Below are 15,907 nucleotides of genomic sequence, written 5' to 3'. Positions count from 1 at the left end.
GCCCCTTCGGGCACTGCGCACCGACAGACCGTTGCTAATGACGTCCATCGATCAGGCGCGGTCCCCGAGTCGAACATCGCCGATATGTCGAGACGAGGGCAGCAGGCAGTCGGGAAGGGCGCCTTCCTGACTGGGAGCGTCAGGAAGGCGCCCTTCCCTCGGATGTCAGCGGGCGGTGATGTTCAGGGGGAGGCCGGTGCCGGCGGCGTTGAAGCCGAAGTCCTCCTCCTGGCCCGGGGCGATGTCGCCGTTGTAGGCGACGTTGACGAACTTGTGGTGCTGGCCGGTCGAGGTTCGGGTCGAGCTCCAGGAGCTGCTGACCGTGGTGCCGGCGGGCAGGTCGAACTCGACGGTCCAGCTCGTCGTCGCCGTGGCGCAGTTGTTCTTGATGAACACGTCCATGCCGTAGCCGCTGCCCCAGGACGAGGTCTGTGTGGTCCGGACGGTGAGGCAGCCCGCGGGCGCGGACGGCGACGGGCTCGGGGACCTGGACGGAGAGACCGACGGTGAGGGTGGGGCCGACGGCGAGGCGGGCGCCGACGGGCTCGGGGAGGCGGACGTCGGGGACGGGCTCGGCGCGCCGGTCAGCGACTTGAGGAACAGCGAGGCGGCGGCGTCCGTGCGGGTGGCGTCGACGCCGTGGCCGCCGGTGTAGTCGAGCTGCTCGCGGCCCGCCCAGTCCGGGATGGGGGTTCCGGCGGAGTCGAGGTGCCTCCAGCCGGTGCCGTTCCAGCCGAACTGGTAGATGCGCTGGTGGTCGGCGTAGTACGCGGTGTAGGCCGCGCCCGCGGTGACCTGCTTGCTCATGGTGTTGTTGAAGAAGACGTTGCGCGGGCCGCTGGAGCCCGACCACTTGACCGCCTTCCTGCCGGCCCCCCACCAGATCGGGAACCAGGTCGAGGCGTCGGTGCCGCCGCCGCCCTCCTCACCGCAGTTGGCGGTGCAGTTCGCGGAGCGGTGCTCGAACGGCACTGTCACCGTGTTGAGCTCGATGAGGTTGTTGCGCTCCCAGCCGCCGTGCAGGTTGATGTCGGAGTCGAAGTCGTTGCCGATGACGACGTTGCCCGACGACGACCACTGGAAGGTGAAGTGGCGCAGGTTGCGCGAGGTGTTGCCGGCGTACAGCGAGTCCCACACGCGCGAGCCGCGGAAGTATCCGTTGCCGCCCTTGCCCTTGTTCCACGAGCCGTCGAGGGAGTTGCCGACGATCTGCAGGTGGTAGGCCTCCTCGGTGACGATCGGGTGCGAGCCGGTCATCTGCGCGCTGATGCCGCGCACCCAGGAGTTGGCGGCCCACTTGAAGACGATGCCGTGCATCTCGTCGGCCGGGGACATGTTGCCGTAGTTGTGCACCGCGGCGGCGGCGTTCAGGCCGGGCATGTCCTGGGTGAGGGCGAAGTTCTCGAAGCCGACGCCGAGCACCGGGTCGACCAGCGGGGCGGCCTTGGAGTCGTACACGGTGCCGTCGATGGCGGCGCTGCCGTCGGAGGTCGAGGTGACCGGGACGTCGTACTCCAGGGCCTTGTCGAGGGTGAGGGTGCGGTTGGCGCTGTCCACCGCGGTGACGGTGAAGATCTGCTGGCGCATGTGGATGTTCTGCAGGGTGCCGTCGGCCGGGGTCACGTCCTGCTGGGCGTAGAAGTTCAGCGAGTTCGCGGCGCGGATGTTGACCAGCCCGCCGACCGTGAACGCGCTGAGCGAGCCGCTCGTCGCCAGGTGCACGACGGTGTCGCCGGTGCGGGCCGCGAAGCCGGTGTCGCCGGTCTTGCCGCGCAGCTTGAGCCCGGCCTTCCAGTGCACGTTGACGGTGCCCTCGAACAGGTCCTTGCGGTTGGCCGGCGCGGCCGCGTACTCGCTCGCGTAGCTGGTGTGCACGCCGCGCGACTGGACCCGGAACAGGCCGCGGCCGGGCCAGATCCAGCCGCCCTTGGCCGAACCCGAGGTCATGCCGTCCTCGTCCCAGTCCGAGCCGTCGCCGGTGAGCGCGTCGTAGCGGGTGTTCGCGTCGGGCCGGAACACGAGCCTGGTGCCGCCGGTGCCGCTGCCCGCGCCGCGGATGATCAGGTAGTCGGCGTCGACGGCGAGCTGGCGGGACACGTTGAGCGTGCCGGCGGGCAGCGTGATCAGGGAAAGCCTGGTGTAGCTCGCACCCGGGGAGCAGCCGGTGCGCACGGCGTCGATGGCGGCCTGCAGGCCGGTGGAGTCGTCGACGCCGTCGTTCGGGGTGACGGCGTAGGTCGCGGCCAGCTCGGCGGGGGTGATCTGGCAGGCGGCGTCGGGATTGGTCTCGGCGGCGCCGGGCAGGTTCGCGCCGCTGCGGTAGCCGGCCTTGGACCAGTCGTAGAGGCCGGCGATCGGCGCACGGCGGTTGGCGGCGGACAGGTCGAGTGTGGTCAGTGCGGCGACCGGGGTCGGCTCCGGGCGGTCGGGCACCGCCAGGAGCAGCCCTGTGGTGAGCAGGGCGGCGGTGGCTGCGGCCAGCAGCGGGGTGGGGACGGATCGTCGAGACATCAGGTGCCTCCGGGGATGGGGGTCGCCAATGGACTCCTGTGATCGAACAGTTTGCTGACATGTATCCAGCAGGTCAATAGCCGCCCACAAATTGACACGGCGTCCATATACATGGACGCCGTGGATCTTACAGATATATGTATTCGCAGGTGATAGGCCCTGTCACCCGGCCGTGGGGCACTGGGCAAGTTCGGAGTGGTCGTACGTCCAGAGGCCGAAGAACCCCGAACTCACCCACCGGTACACGTGCCAGTACCGGTAGTCGTACTCGAGCGGGAACGGCAGGTACGGAAGGAGCGCGGCCTGCGTGCCGACGTACCGGTACTGGCTGGTCGTGGTGGTGCCGCAGCGGTCGCCGCCGGTGGCGGTGACGGCCAGGTCGGTGGACGAGGTGATCGCCCCGCCACTGCACCGGACGACGTAACTGCTCTGGTAGTAGCCGGTGGTGCCCCCCACCACCTGCCAGTAGCGGTAGCTGCCCACCGTTCCGACGAGCCAGAACGTCTTCGGCGTGCCGCCCACATAGCGGCTGTAGCTGCCTGCCGCGGAGCAGGCGAGGTCGTCCGGTGCGGCGTTGGCCGCGGCCGGGGCGACGAGCACGGATCCCAGTGCCGCGACGGCGGCGACGAGTGCGATGCGGAGTCTCATGCCTCGGCAAGGTATGGCCCGCCGGACCCCGGACGCCCGTGCTCGACGCCATCCCGACACGCGGCCAGGTGTCACGGCATCAGGTCGGCCGGCAACCCCTGCAGCGCCACCGGGCGGCGGAACCGCTCGATCGCCTCGGTGCCGACCGACGTCGACCAGGACGCCGACGTGGCCGGCCACGGCCCGCCGTGCTGCATCGCGTCGCACACCGCGACACCGGTGGGCACCCCGTTCCAGACGATGCGCCCGGCCCGCGCCAGCAGACCCGGCAGCAGCGAGCGGGCCGCCTCACGGTCGGCGTCGGCGGCGAAGACCGACGCGGTCAGCGAACCCTCCAGCCGGGACGGCACCTCCTCGGCGGCTCCGACGGCGATCACCACCGACGGCCCGAAGTGCTCCTCCAGCAGCTCCCCCGCCAGCTCGTCGACGCCGACGACCACCGCGAACGGCGCGGGCGAGCCCGCACCCGCGACGACCCGGTGCGCCGCGCCCGCGTGCGCCTGCCACTTCTCGTGCGCCTGCGCCATGCCCTCGGTCAGCATCCGGTGCACCGGCACCGCCGCGACGGCGTCCGCCAGCTCGTCCGCGAACGCCGCAGACCCCGTCACGACCAGGCCCGGCTTGGTGCACAGCTGGCCGGCGGAGCCGGTCACCGCCGCGGCCAGCGCAGACACGGTCGCCGGGACCGCCGCGCCGGGCAGCACCAGCACCGGGTTGAGCGAACCCATCTCGGCGTACACCGGAATCGGGTCGGGCCGCGCCGCGGCCGCGTCCATCAGCGCCCGGCCGCCGGTCAGCGAACCGGTGAAGCCGACCGCCCGGACCCCGGCCGCCCGCACCAGTTCCAGGGACGCCTCGGGCCCGCCCGCGACCAGCGAGAACGCGCCGTCGGGCAGGGCACGGGCGAGGATCTGCCCGAGCAGCTCCCCGGTGCGCGGCTGCGCCGGGTGCGACTTGACCACCACCGGACACCCGGCGGCCAGCGCCGACGCGGTGTCGCCGCCGCTGACGCCGAACGCGAGCGGGAAGTTCGACGCCGCGAAGACCGCGACCGGGCCGACCGGGACGGGCACGGTCACCACGTCACCGCCGCCCGCGGCGACCCCGGCGGACACCCGCCGCCACGGCTTTGCCGCGTGGTCGCCGAGCAGCCGCAGCTGGCCGGTGGTGCGGTCCAGCTCGCCGCGCAGCCGGGCCTCGGTCAGCCCGGTCTCGGCCAGCGCGGTCGCGACGATCTCGTCGCCTGCCGCGGCGAGCGCGTCCGCGGCCGCGTACAGCATGGTGCGTCGCAGCTCGCCGCTGAGCGAGGCCAGGTGCGGCGCGGCTGCCACGGCCTGCGATACCGCGGTGGACACGTTCACGATCGGAACTCCTTGGTCAGGGCGGCCAGCAGCGGCTGGTACGCGGCGGAGGCGAGGCCGAGGTGGTACAGGCTGAGCCGGGTCGCGCCGGCCTCGCGCAACCTGGCCACATGCTCGGACAGCCGGTCGGGCCGGGCCGGCGGCAGCACGGTCACGTAGGCGTCCACGATGACACGTCCGGCCAGTGCCGACACCAGCTTGGCCGTGGCCGGGTCGGTCGGCCAGCACGGCGCCAGGACCCGGTCCACCAGCGCCGGCACCTGCGGAGCGAGGCCCGGTGACGGACCGGCCGCCCACGGGTCGGGGTGGCCGTGCAGCGCGATCGGCGCGTCCGGAGCGTGTCGGCGTACCTCCGCCAGCACCTCGCCGAGCATGGTGGCCGTGGCGTCCTGCCGGGCCGCCAGCAGTGCCGACGCCGTCTGCTCGGGCAGCGGGGTCTCGGTGCGGGCGGACTCGCGCAGCGCGGCGACCACCCGGTCGGGGTCCAGCCCCCGGGCGGCCCACCCGGTGGTGCAGGCGGTGCAGCAGCAGATGCTCAGGAGCCGCTGGACCAGCGGGGAGTACGCCCCGTCGGTCTTCTCGTGGCAGCCGATGTGCGCGACCCCCATCTGCCCGCACGACTCCAGGGACACCCCGTCGACCGGCAGGTCCCGCAGCGCTTCGCCGGCCAGCGTGACGCAGTGTTCGCGTACCTCCGCCTGCGCCGGGCACAGCGCGTACGGGTAGCGCTCGCCGAAGCAGTTGAGCACGGTCAGACCGGGATGCAGCAGGCCGAGCCGGGTGTTGTGCGCCAGCACGATCCAGGCGTTGACGGGGATGCCTGCGTTCCTCAGTACGGCGGCGGCCTCACCTGCGGCGTCGCCACCGGTCCAGTCCGGCCCCTGCGGGACGAGCCGCCTGTTCGCCCAGACGTGCTCGCGAATCGGCCGGTAGAGCGCGGCGTGCCGGGCGTCGACGAACCGCCGCGACGGGTGCAGCGGGGTCGCCGCCCGGGTCGAGTGGTACGACACGGCCAGGGTCACCGCGTCCGCTCCGGTCTGCGCGAACCGGTCGACGATGCCGTCGTCACCGAGCACGTCCCACGGGAACGCGTGCACGCTGATCACCATCGGGGCCTGCGCTTGGTGTAGCCGGGCTCGAAGATCCGCCGGTACGACGTGTCGTCGCGTTCGCGGATCGCGCAACGCACGAAGTTCTCGTGCATCCGGGCGAGGGCGTCGCGGTCCAGACTGACGCCGAGTCCCGGCCCGTCCGGCAGCGCGACCGCGCCGCCGGTGATCGGCAGTGGACGCTCCAGCACGTCGACGCCGCACTGCCAGGGCGTGTGCGTGTCCGCGGCGTACGTCAGCTCGGGCAGCGCCGCGCCGAGCTGCGTCATCGCGGCGAGACTGATGCCGAGGTGGCTGTTGGAGTGCATGGACACCCCGACGCCCCAGGTGCGGCAGATCGCGGCGAGTTCGGCGCTGCGGCGCAGCCCGCCCCAGTAGTGGTGGTCGGCGAGCACCACCCCGACCGCGCCCTGGGTGAACCCGGGCGCGATGTCGTCCGGGCTGACCACGCACATGTTCGTGGCGAGCGGCATCGGGGCCTGCGCGGCGACCACGGCCATGCCGGGGATGCCGGGTGTCGGATCCTCCAGGTACTCCAGCAGCCCGTCGGTCTCCTCGGCGACCCGCAGCGACGTCTCCACGCTCCACGCGGCGTTCGGGTCCAGGCGCAGCGGCAGGCCCGGGAACGCCTCGCGCAGCGCCCGGATCGCGGCGATCTCCTCGTCGGGCGGGAACACCCCGCCCTTGAGCTTGATCGAGCCGAAGCCGTACTGGTCGATCAGCCGGTGGGCCTGGGCGACGATGCCGGCCGGGTCGATCGCCTCCGGATACGGGTCGTCGACCGGCGGCAGCGCGCCGACCAGGGACGCCGGGCCGTCGGCGGGCGGGTGGGCGTCCCACTTGTAGAACACGTACGCCGAGAACGGCACCCGGTCGCGGACCGCCCCGCCGAGCAGGTCGGCCACCGGCCGTCCGATCAGGTGCCCCTGCAGGTCCAGGCACGCCACCTCGAACGGGCTGAACACCCGCAGCGCGGTCTTCTGCGGGCTGGAGCCGCCGGTCAGGCCGTGCCGGTCGGGCGAGTCCGTGCCGCCCAGGGCCTCGCACACCCGCCGCCACAGCCCGTTGGTGTCGAACGGGTCCAGCCCGGCCAGCGTCGCCCCGGCGCTGCGCAGCAGCTCCAGGTGCGGGGCGTCGCCATAGGTCTCGCCCAGGCCGATCAGCCCGTCGCCGCAGCGCAGTTCCACGATCGCGCGCAGTGCCCACGGCTGGTGCACCCCGGCCGAGTTGAGTATCGGCGGGTCCGGGAACGCCACCGGCGTGATGACGACCTCACGGATCCTGATGTCGGTGCCTTTCATGCCGCCTCCCCGCAGTGTCGTCCGCCGTTCATGCTGTCACTTGCGCCAGGGCGGCACGGCCCCGCGCGATGACGGCCTTCAGCTCGGCCAGGTGCTCGGGTGACAGGTCGACCAGCGGCGGGCGCACCGGCCCGACCTCCAGCCCGTCCAGCCGCGCACCGGCCTTGACCAGCGCGACGGCATAGCCCGGCACCCGGTCGCGCAGCGCGACCAGCGGCAGGTAGAACTCGGCCAGCAGCCGGGACACGGCCGCCTTCTCCCCGGCGCGGACCGCGCGGTAGAACGCGGTCGCGATGTCGGGCGCGAAGCACAGCACCGCCGAGGAGTAGCTCTCCACCCCGATCGCCTCGTACGCCTGCACCGACATCTCGGCCGTGGGCAGGCCGTTGAGGAAGCCGAACTCCTGGGCGCGCGGGTGCCCGGAATGACGCACCGCGGTGACCAGGCGCAGCATCGCGTCGACGTCGCCCCGGCCGTCCTTGATGCCGACCACGGTCGGGATGTCCAGCAGCGCCACTGCGGCCGCGGTGTCGAGCACCGCGTTGGCGCGCTGGTAGACGGTGACCGGCAGCGCGGTGGCCTGCGCGACGTAGCGCACGTGCTCGACGAGTCCGGCCGGCGTCGAGGTGACCAGGTACGGCGGGAGCAGCAGCAGCCCGTTCGCGCCGCACTCGGCGGCGATCTGCGCGAACTCGCGGGCGGCCTGCGGACCCCCGCCGCAGCCCGCGAAGATCGGCAGCCGCCCGTCGGCCACCCGTACGGCGGTGGCGACGACGTCGCGGTACTCGTCTGTGCTCAGTGCCGTGAACTCGCCGGTGCCGCAGGCCACGAACAGCGCGCTGGGCGCGGCCGCGATCTGGCGTTCGACGTGCTCGGCGAAGACGGCGAGGTCCACCTTGTCGTCGCTGGTGAACGGGGTGAGCGGGAACGAGAGCAGCCCCTGCAGGCGCATGGTGGATCTCCTCGGTAGTGGCTGTGCAGACTTGCGGGTGGCGGCGTCAGCCCTTGACGGCGCCGGAGGTGAGGCCGCGCATGAACTGGCGTTGCATGGCGAGGAAGGCCAGCACGCTGGGCAGCAGCGCGAGCAGCGACGCGGCCAGCAGCACGCCGACGCCCACCTCCTCGTCGGAGCGCAGCGTGCGCAGGGCCAGCGGGAGGGTGAACTGCTGCGCGTCGGTCGCGACGAGCAGCGGGAGCAGGTACTGGTCCCAGATCATGGTGAAGCCGAAGATGCCGATCACGCCGAGCGCGGGCCGGCACAGCGGCAGCACCACCGACCAGAACACGCGCAGGTCGCCGGCCCCGTCGAGGCGGGCCGCCTCCTCCAGCTCGACCGGGATCTCCTTCATGAACTCGGTCATCACCAGGATGGAGAACGCCCACGCGCCGACCGGCACGATCATCCCGAGCAGCGAGCCGGTGAGGTTGACCTCGGACAGCACCAGCGACAGCGGGATCGCCAGCACCTCCTCGGGCAGCATCATCGTGCTGAGGATGAGCAGGAACACCAGTTTCATCAGCGGAAACCGCTTACGGGCCAGGGAGTACGCCGCCGAGATGCTCACCGCGATCTGCAGCAGCAGCCCGCCGCCCACCACGATGAACGAGTTGGCCAGGTAGCCCAGCACGCCCCGGTCGAAGGCCCGGGTGAAGTTGTCGAAGGTGAACTCGCCCGACGTCAGCGACAGCGAGGTGGGGTCGGGCACCCGGGTGAACGCGCCGACCATGAGCGCCAGCAGCGGCCCGGCGAAGATCGCGACGACGACCGTGTACACCACGACCTTGGCCACGACCGCGACCGGCCCGCGGCGGCCGCTGAAGCCCAGCGCGCTGTCGAATCCGGACGCCATCACGAGACCTGCCGCGACGAGCGGGTCTGCGCGGCGCGGACCACGACGGTGAGCAGCACGGTCGCCGCCAGCAGCAGCATCGACCCGGCGGCGGCGATGCCGAGTTCCCCGCGTTCCAGGCCCAGCTTGTAGATCAGCGTCATCATCACTTCGGTCGCTCCGTCGGGGCCGCCGTTGGTGAGCAGGAAGATCTCGGTGAACACGCGCAGCCCGCGGATCGCGGCGAGGGTGAACAGGATCGCGAAGACCGGGCGCAGCGCCGGGAAGGTGACGTGCCAGATGCGGCGGAACACGTTCGCGCCGTCGACCGCGGCCGCCTCGTAGAGGTTGCGGTCGACCCCGGCCAGCCCGGCCAGGAAGATCATCATGTCGTACGGGGCACCGCGCCAGACGCCGACCGCCATCACCGACAGCAGCGAGCTGTCCGCGCTGTTGAGGAACTGCGACGGCCCGACCCCGAACCAGTCGAAGATGGAGTTGACGGCACCGTCGGGCGCCGGGAAGTAGAGGATGCGCCACACCTCGGCGACCACGGCCATCGCGGCGACCGTCGGCAGGAAGGCGGCGGTGCGCACCACCCACAGGTGCTTGGCCGAGCCCTCCAGCAGCAGCGCCAGCAGCATGCCGAGCACGATCGAGCCGCCGGTCTGGCCGACCGCCAGCACCACGGTGTGGCCGATGGCCGCGAGGAAGTCCTCGTCGGTGAACACCTGCCGGTAGTTGTCCAGGCCCACCCAGCGGTCGCCGAGGTAGGGCCGGACCTCGTACAGGCTCATCTTCACTGCCTGCGCCATCGGCCAGAACTTGAACATGGCGAAGATGACCAGCGCCGGGGCGAGGAACAGCCACGGGATCAGCGCGGCCTTGACGTTGAAACGCCCGGCGCGTCTGGCGGGGGCCGGCGGCGGGGCGGACTGCCCGGGCCGCCGGCCGGGGCGCACGGCGGTCGCCGTGGCCCCGGAACCGGTGGCCTGCATCAGTCGCTCCCGCTCACTGTGCGGGCACTCATGCGCCGGCCTTCTGCTTCTTGAGTTCCTCGCCGAACTTCGCGGCCAGCTTGGCCAGCTCCGCCTTGGGGTCGGAGGAGCAGTTGGCGACGATCGCGTTCAGGCTCTCCGCCGACGCGGTACGGAACGGGGTCCACTCGGGCACCACCGGCGCGTACCGGCCGGCCTCCTTGTAGACCTTGTCGAACACCAGCCAGCGGGTGTCGGTGCGGACCTTGGCCAGGTCGACGTTCTTGTTGACGGGCAGCCGGACCACGTTGCCGTCGGTGTCGCCGGCCATGCCGATGGTCTGGCCCTGCTCGGTGATCAGGAACTCGGCGAACTTCTGCTGGCCCGCCGGGTTGGCCGAGCCCGCCATCAGGTAGACGTTCTCGCCCTCGGCCAGCGACGCGGACCTGCCACCGGGCCCGGCCGGAAGAGCGACGACCTCGTACTTGTCCTTGCCGAGGTTCTTGTCGAAGCGGGCCATGTTGTACGGGCCGGTGAAGTAGATGCCGCCCTTGCCCGACTCGAACAGCGGGTGCGCCTGCGTGGTCTCCGAGGTCACCGCGCCGGGCACGACGCTCTTCGCGCCGCAGAACTGGTCCTTGAGCCACTGCACCGCGGCCACCGAGCTGTCGGAGCCGATCGCCGGGGCGAGGCTGCCCGCCGTGCCGGAGAAGTAGTCCGCGCCCGCGGCCCACAGGAAGCTGGAGAAGTACCAGTCCAGGTAGCCGCGCTTGGTGGAGCCGGGGATGACGTAGCCGTAGGTGTCGGCCTTGCCGTTGCCGTCGGGGTCCTTCGTCGTGAAGGAGGCGGCGAGCGCGTCCAGCTCGGCCCAGCTGGTCGGCTGGGCGGCGCCGACCTTCTCGCGCCAGTCCCTTCGGATGAACAGCGCGAACGACTGCGCCGAGAACGGCACCGCGTAGACCTTGCCGTCGGCCCCGCGGGCGGCGTCCCAGGACGCCGGGGTGAGCTGGTCGCCGCCCGCGATGGCGCCCTGGTCGACGTCGCGGACCAGGCCCTGCTTGACCAGGGTGCCCAGCTGGGCGGTGTCGTTGACGACGATGTCGGGCAGCTTCTTCTGCGCCGCGGCCTGCTGGAGCTTGGTCTCGAAGTCCTCGAACAGGGCCGTCACCTTGGCCGGGATGCCGGTGGCCTCGGTGAACTTCGCCGCGAGGGCCTGGTGGGTCTTCTCGGTGTTCGAACCTGGGGGCTTGCGTACCCAGATCTCCAGCGGCGCCTTGCTGTCCGCCGGCGGAGTGTCTTCACCACAGCCGGCCACGGTCGCGAGCGCGAACACGGCCGCCAGCGCCGCCACGAGCCTGGTCGCTTTTCGACTGAGCATCGGACGCTGCCTCCTGTCTACATATGTGGACGGATTCCTCTTATGTGCAAGTGGTGCAACGACAAGTTAGCGTCCGGTACTATGACCGTCAACACTCCCGAAACAATTCGCGTGGACGGTGGGACGCATGAGCTCAACCCAGCCCGACAGCTCGCTGGTGAAGTCAGCCGAGCGCACGGTCCGCATCCTGGAGACGCTGGCGGCCTCGCCGGTCAGGCTGAGCATCTCCGACCTGCAGGAGATCATGGGATACCCCCGTAGCAGCCTGCATGCCCTGGTCCGCACCCTGCGCGAGCTCAAATGGGTCGAGGCCGACGACAGCGGCTCGCTGTTCGGCGTCGGCCCGCACGCCCTGCTGTCCGGCACCGCCTATCTCGACCGCGACCCGGCGCTCCCCCACGTCTACGAGGCCCTCGAAGACCTGCGCGCGGAGATCGGCTACACCGTGCACTACGCGCGCCGCGACGACGGCCACGTCCTCTACCTCGGCAGCCGCGAGTCGCGGGACGCCGTACGGGTCGTGTCCCGGGTCGGCCGCCGGCTGCCCGCGCACATCACCGCGCTGGGCCAGGCGCTGCTGGCCGAACTGACCCCGGTCGAGGTCGACAAGGTCCTGCCCGACGAGCTGGTCGGCTTCACCAGCCACTCGATCACCGACCGCGACGTCCTGCACGAGGAGCTGACCCGGGTCCGCGACCGCGGCTGGGCACACGAACACGAGCAGGGCAGCGAGGGCGTGGCCTGCGTCGCCGCCGCGGTGCACTACCGCATCCCGGCCACCGACGCGATCAGCTGCTCCATGCCCGCCGACCTGGCCACCGACGCCGAAGTGGCACGCGTCGCCGCCGCGATCAACCGTGCCTCGACCGCACTCGCGGGCACCCTGCGCCGCAACGGCATCCGGTGAGCGGCCACCAGCACACCGCGGCCGCGGACCGGGCCGCGATCGAGGGCATCGTGCACACCTTCTTCGCCGCCTTCGTCTCCGGCCCCGACGGCACCGCCCGGCTCGGCGCGCTCCGGGAGCTGTTCCTGCCCGGCGCGGTGATCGTGCGGACCTGCGGCGGCGAGCCGACCCTGTACGGCGTCGACGACTTCATCGCGCCTCGGCAGGCCCTGCTCGCCGGGAACACGCTCACCGACTTCCGGGAGTGGGAGCTGCCGGGGCGCACCGACCTGTTCGGCGACATCGCCCAGCACTTCTGCGCCTACGGCAAGTCCGGCGTGCAGGACGGCGCGCCCTTCACCGGCCGGGGCATGAAGACGATCCAGTTCGTCCGGACCTCCGCCGGGTGGCGGATCAGCGCCGCCGCCTGGGACGACGAGCGAGACGGCCTGGTCATCGGCGAAAGCTGAGCGCACCGGGCCCGTCGTAAACCGATGGCAGGAGTGCGTCGAGGCAGGCAGGCTCGTGCCCATGACGAGTAGTGACCTGTGGGACGACGACGCGGCGGCGCAGTACGACGACACCTCGGCCGAGATGTTCGCACCCGATGCGCTCGACCCCGCCGTGGACTTCCTGGCCCGGCTGGCCGGTGACGGCCCGGCGCTGGAGTTCGCGATCGGCACCGGCCGGGTGGCCGTCCCGCTCACGGCCCGGGGCGTCCGCGTCAGCGGGATCGAGTTGTCGCAGCCGATGGTCGACCACCTGCGGCGCAAGGTGTCCGCGGACGAGGTGCCGGTCGTCGTCGGCGACATGGCCACCGCCACCGTTCCCGGCGAGTTCTCCCTCGTGTACGTGCCGTGGAACAGCATCGGCAACCTGCGCACCCAGGACGAACAGGTGCGGTGCTTCCAGAACGCCGCCCGGCACCTCGCACCGGGCGGCCGCTTCGTCATCGAGTTGTGGGTGCCGGGCATCCGGCGGTTCCCGCCGGGCCAGTCGGCGGTGCCGTTCGCGGTGACCGACCGGCACGTCGGCTTCGACACCTACGACATGGTCACGCAGCAGGGCACCTCGCACCACTACCGGCGGCTCGACGACGGCAGCACCCGCTACGGCTTCAGCAACTTCCGCTACATCTGGCCGGCGGAGTGCGATCTGATGGCCCGGCTGGCCGGCCTGGTCCTCGAACAGCGGGTGGCGGACTGGACCGGGGCGCCGTTCACCTCCGACAGCGAGAGCCACGTCTCGGTCTGGCGCAAGCCGATGGACGCCGCCAGCTGACGGCACGGCGGTCCTGCTCAGGGCCGCATCGCCGTTGGCCACGGCGTCCGCTGTTCCCTGCCCGACAGTCGCAAGAACGACGTGCCGTGGCACCGCATCTGCCGCCCGGACATGGTGAGGGCTCGATCCCCCGTGTGTCCAAGGAGTTCACTGATGGTGCGATGGAACAAGGCCGCCGCCGCGGCGTGCGCGCTCGGCCTGGCCGTGGCGCTGGCGCCGCCCGGGTCGGCCGCTGCGCTGCCCACGGCGGGCGCGAGCCCGACCGGAGTCGACTGGTTCGCCGAGGAGGCGGCCGGGTTCGCCAAGGAGCGCGGCATCACCGAGGCCGAGGCCAGGGAGCGCATGTCCTGGCAGCTCGTCGCCCCCGACCTGGACGAGCGGCTGCAGACCGACCTCGGCGCGCGCTACGGCGCGGTCTGGATCGACGTCCGCGGCGGAGACCGGGTCAAGGTCGGCGTCACCGGCCAGGTCGACGCGACCGCGCAGAGCATCGTCAAAGCGGCGGCCCAGGCGGTGGGCCTGACCGGCGGCTACGACCTGGTCGGCGTGAAGCGCTCGGCGGCCCGGCTCGGCGCGGACAACGACTGGCTCGCCGAGGAGGTCATCCGGGTCAACCAGGAGGCGACCGTGTACCTCAGCGCGGGCCTGCGCCCCGACCTGAACGCGGTGCAGCTCGGCGTGCCCCGCAAGGGCGAGCTGACGACGGCGCAGCAGGACCTGGTCAAGGCGGCGCAGACGCGCCTGGGCGACGGAGTCGTGCTGGCCGCGACGTCCGGCGGTCACCGGCCCTTCCTCGGCTGCGACTCTCCCTACTGCGACGCTCCGCTGCGGGGCGGCGTGAAGATCAATCACCCGGACACGTCGTGCACGTCCGGCTTCATCGCGCAGAGCAAGGTCGACAGCAAGAAGTACGTCGTCACCGCCGGCCACTGCGCCAGGGGCAACCTGGGCACCTGGAGCAGCAAGAACGCCGCGCTCACCGTGAAGGCCATCGGGCCGGTGCACCACTGGATCTTCGACACGTACATCGGGGACATGGCGATCATCCGGATCAGCGACACGTCGGTGGCGACCGGCTGGGACCCGCGGCCCTGGGTTCTGGTCACCTACAGCCCGCAGACCAACCAGAACACGACGTACCACATCGCCGAGGACAAGATGAGCCTGCTGGGCATGCGCATCTGCACCACGGGCATGGCCACCCGTATGACCAACTGCGGCTACGTCACCGAGCTCGGCCTCACCGCCAACCTGGGCGGATGGGCCATGCGCAACCTGGGCCGCACGTCCAACTGCAGCAAGCCCGGCGACAGCGGCGCGCCGATGTTCGCCAGCCACGTCGCGTACGGCATCCTCGTCGGCGGCGTCGAGGACGAATGCGACACCGTCTACCAGGGCATCCGCACCGCCGAACGCGAACTCAACGTCAACATCCTGCACTGACCGGGCCGCCCGCCGCCCGCGAGATCCGCGAACTTGCCGGGCGCCTGTGCGTATGGACGGTCAAGATACGCACAGGCGCCCGGCAAGTCGGATGATCATCGCGGGGGCGGTAGGTTGCGGCCGAGGGGTACGTCGCACCACGGGCCGCCGAGGCGGGTGAGCGCGGGGTCGGCTGCGAAGTCGGGCTCGCCGTGCTCGGCGATCAGCTGCTCGGCGAAGGTCTCGGCGTCGTCCTGCGGAAAGTAGCCGATCGCCTCGCCCTCCGCGAGGGAGCACCAGCGCCGGGTGTTGCGGCTGATCCCCCACACGATCCGGAAGCCCGGCGACGGCACGGACAGGCACGCCTCGATCAGGCGTACGCCGTCGTCCGGTGATATCCACATCGCCAGCCCGCGCAGGCTGCGCGGCGTCGGAAACCACAGCCCGATGCGCAGGCAGATCACGTCCATGCCGAACCGGTCGGCGTAGAGCTGCCCGCACGCCTCCATGGCGACCTTGCTCCAGCCGTAGAGCGTGTCGGGACGGCCGGGCAGGCCGGCCGGCACGGGCTCGGCGCCACGGGAGTGGAAGCCGGCGGCGTGGTTCGACGACGCCAGCACGACGCGGCCGACCCCGGCCGCGCGCGCGGCCTCCAGCAGTAGGTACGTGCCGTACATGTTGGACTCGATGACGTCGCGCACGTCGGACTCGCGGCTCTGGCCGCCCAGATGCACCACCGCGTCGACGTCGCGCATTGCCTCGGCGAGCACGTCAGGATCGGTCACCGACCCGATCATGATCTCCTCGCGGGAGCCGTCGACTCCCGGTAGGGACGCGGGTACGCGCAGGTCGAGCAGGCGCAGCACGAGGCCCGGCCGCGCCAGGCCCGTACGCAGCAGCGTCGCCACCCTGCCGGCGCCACCAGTGATCAAGATGCGTCGCATGGGCAGCAGCATAGCCAGCATCTCAGCGCACCGCCAAGATGGAACACTCGATACACATATGTAGACGTGATCCAACTGCGCGCTCACACTGATCGTCATGTAGTGCGATGATCGTCGGGCAGTGGGGTCTGGCCGGATCTTCGTCTCGGCCGTCGGACACCACATGCCCGACCTCGCCATTCCCGAGATCCGCACGCGCACCGAGCGCGGCCTGCTCCGGGCCGCCCGCTCCTGGCCTTCACGCGGCCTGCGGGCGGGCT

14 protein-coding genes are annotated in these 15,907 nt (G+C 71.6%); 4 read left to right on the top strand and 10 right to left on the bottom strand.

The window, feature by feature from the left end:
* Nucleotides 1–165: 165 nt before the first annotated feature.
* From F6W97_RS41265 to F6W97_RS17375, 9 genes are all read right to left on the bottom strand, one after another.
* Complete coding sequence (locus tag F6W97_RS41265) at nucleotides 166–2,511, bottom strand: cellulose binding domain-containing protein (protein WP_155371407.1); 2,346 nt, start codon at nucleotides 2,509–2,511, stop codon at nucleotides 166–168.
* Between the two features lie 162 nt (nucleotides 2,512–2,673).
* The gene (locus F6W97_RS17410; protein ID WP_155371406.1) at nucleotides 2,674–3,159 is read right to left on the bottom strand and encodes a hypothetical protein; all 486 of its coding nucleotides are present in this window, start codon (nucleotides 3,157–3,159) and stop codon (nucleotides 2,674–2,676) included.
* A gap of 71 nt (nucleotides 3,160–3,230) precedes the next feature.
* Nucleotides 3,231–4,520, bottom strand: a complete 1,290-nt coding sequence (locus tag F6W97_RS17405; RefSeq protein ID WP_230686756.1) for an aldehyde dehydrogenase family protein — start codon at nucleotides 4,518–4,520, stop codon at nucleotides 3,231–3,233.
* Nucleotides 4,517–5,629: a hypothetical protein gene (locus tag F6W97_RS17400; protein WP_155371405.1), complete on the bottom strand. Its 1,113-nt coding sequence runs from the start codon at nucleotides 5,627–5,629 to the stop codon at nucleotides 4,517–4,519. The genes F6W97_RS17405 and F6W97_RS17400 overlap by 4 nt, the downstream gene beginning before the upstream one ends.
* The gene (locus tag F6W97_RS17395) at nucleotides 5,623–6,930 is read right to left on the bottom strand and encodes a glucarate dehydratase family protein (protein ID WP_155371404.1); all 1,308 of its coding nucleotides are present in this window, start codon (nucleotides 6,928–6,930) and stop codon (nucleotides 5,623–5,625) included. The genes F6W97_RS17400 and F6W97_RS17395 overlap by 7 nt, the downstream gene beginning before the upstream one ends.
* A gap of 28 nt (nucleotides 6,931–6,958) precedes the next feature.
* Nucleotides 6,959–7,882: a 5-dehydro-4-deoxyglucarate dehydratase gene (locus tag F6W97_RS17390; RefSeq protein WP_155371403.1), complete on the bottom strand. Its 924-nt coding sequence runs from the start codon at nucleotides 7,880–7,882 to the stop codon at nucleotides 6,959–6,961.
* A gap of 46 nt (nucleotides 7,883–7,928) precedes the next feature.
* Nucleotides 7,929–8,780: a carbohydrate ABC transporter permease gene (locus tag F6W97_RS17385; protein ID WP_155371402.1), complete on the bottom strand. Its 852-nt coding sequence runs from the start codon at nucleotides 8,778–8,780 to the stop codon at nucleotides 7,929–7,931.
* Complete coding sequence (locus F6W97_RS17380; RefSeq protein ID WP_155371401.1) at nucleotides 8,780–9,757, bottom strand: carbohydrate ABC transporter permease; 978 nt, start codon at nucleotides 9,755–9,757, stop codon at nucleotides 8,780–8,782. The genes F6W97_RS17385 and F6W97_RS17380 overlap by 1 nt, the downstream gene beginning before the upstream one ends.
* Before the next feature lie 28 nt (nucleotides 9,758–9,785).
* Nucleotides 9,786–11,114, bottom strand: a complete 1,329-nt coding sequence (locus F6W97_RS17375) for a sugar ABC transporter substrate-binding protein (RefSeq protein ID WP_155371400.1) — start codon at nucleotides 11,112–11,114, stop codon at nucleotides 9,786–9,788.
* Nucleotides 11,115–11,241: 127 nt separating this feature from the next.
* On the opposite strand from F6W97_RS17375, the gene F6W97_RS17370 reads away from it, so the two are divergent.
* From F6W97_RS17370 to F6W97_RS17355, 4 genes are all read left to right on the top strand, one after another.
* Nucleotides 11,242–12,021, top strand: coding sequence for an IclR family transcriptional regulator (locus F6W97_RS17370; RefSeq protein ID WP_155371399.1), 780 nt, complete (start codon nucleotides 11,242–11,244; stop codon nucleotides 12,019–12,021).
* Nucleotides 12,018–12,470 carry a DUF4440 domain-containing protein gene (locus tag F6W97_RS17365; RefSeq protein WP_155371398.1) on the top strand — a complete coding sequence of 151 codons (453 nt, stop codon included), beginning with the start codon at nucleotides 12,018–12,020 and terminating at the stop codon, nucleotides 12,468–12,470. The genes F6W97_RS17370 and F6W97_RS17365 overlap by 4 nt, the downstream gene beginning before the upstream one ends.
* Before the next feature lie 61 nt (nucleotides 12,471–12,531).
* On the top strand, nucleotides 12,532–13,281 hold the full coding sequence (locus F6W97_RS17360) for a class I SAM-dependent DNA methyltransferase (protein WP_155371397.1): 750 nt from the start codon (nucleotides 12,532–12,534) through the stop codon (nucleotides 13,279–13,281).
* Nucleotides 13,282–13,434: 153 nt separating this feature from the next.
* Nucleotides 13,435–14,724: a S1 family peptidase gene (locus F6W97_RS17355; RefSeq protein ID WP_196279195.1), complete on the top strand. Its 1,290-nt coding sequence runs from the start codon at nucleotides 13,435–13,437 to the stop codon at nucleotides 14,722–14,724.
* A gap of 95 nt (nucleotides 14,725–14,819) precedes the next feature.
* On the opposite strand, the gene F6W97_RS17350 is transcribed toward F6W97_RS17355, so the two are convergent.
* Nucleotides 14,820–15,647 (bottom strand): NAD-dependent epimerase/dehydratase family protein, encoded by an 828-nt coding sequence (locus tag F6W97_RS17350; protein WP_155371395.1) that lies wholly within the window; start codon nucleotides 15,645–15,647, stop codon nucleotides 14,820–14,822.
* Nucleotides 15,648–15,907: the final 260 nt, after the last annotated feature.

The sequence above is a fragment of the Catellatospora vulcania genome (assembly GCF_009720385.1).
GTDB classification, from domain to species: domain Bacteria; phylum Actinomycetota; class Actinomycetes; order Mycobacteriales; family Micromonosporaceae; genus Catellatospora; species Catellatospora vulcania.
This window is presented reverse-complemented; position numbering and strand designations above follow the sequence as displayed.

Excerpts from the sequence above, each read along its gene's own strand:
- F6W97_RS41265 (WP_155371407.1), bottom strand. The coding sequence starts at position 2,511 with ATGTCTCGACGATCCGTCCCCACCCCGCTGCTGGCCGCAGCCACCGCC.
- F6W97_RS17410 (WP_155371406.1), bottom strand. The coding sequence starts at position 3,159 with ATGAGACTCCGCATCGCACTCGTCGCCGCCGTCGCGGCACTGGGATCC.
- F6W97_RS17400 (WP_155371405.1), bottom strand. The coding sequence starts at position 5,629 with ATGGTGATCAGCGTGCACGCGTTCCCGTGGGACGTGCTCGGTGACGAC.
- F6W97_RS17395 (WP_155371404.1), bottom strand. The coding sequence starts at position 6,930 with ATGAAAGGCACCGACATCAGGATCCGTGAGGTCGTCATCACGCCGGTG.
- F6W97_RS17390 (WP_155371403.1), bottom strand. The coding sequence starts at position 7,882 with ATGCGCCTGCAGGGGCTGCTCTCGTTCCCGCTCACCCCGTTCACCAGC.
- F6W97_RS17385 (WP_155371402.1), bottom strand. The coding sequence starts at position 8,780 with ATGGCGTCCGGATTCGACAGCGCGCTGGGCTTCAGCGGCCGCCGCGGG.
- F6W97_RS17380 (WP_155371401.1), bottom strand. The coding sequence starts at position 9,757 with ATGCAGGCCACCGGTTCCGGGGCCACGGCGACCGCCGTGCGCCCCGGC.
- F6W97_RS17375 (WP_155371400.1), bottom strand. The coding sequence starts at position 11,114 with ATGCTCAGTCGAAAAGCGACCAGGCTCGTGGCGGCGCTGGCGGCCGTG.
- F6W97_RS17370 (WP_155371399.1), top strand. The coding sequence starts at position 11,242 with ATGAGCTCAACCCAGCCCGACAGCTCGCTGGTGAAGTCAGCCGAGCGC.
- F6W97_RS17360 (WP_155371397.1), top strand. The coding sequence starts at position 12,532 with ATGACGAGTAGTGACCTGTGGGACGACGACGCGGCGGCGCAGTACGAC.
- F6W97_RS17355 (WP_196279195.1), top strand. The coding sequence starts at position 13,435 with ATGGTGCGATGGAACAAGGCCGCCGCCGCGGCGTGCGCGCTCGGCCTG.
- F6W97_RS17350 (WP_155371395.1), bottom strand. The coding sequence starts at position 15,647 with ATGCGACGCATCTTGATCACTGGTGGCGCCGGCAGGGTGGCGACGCTG.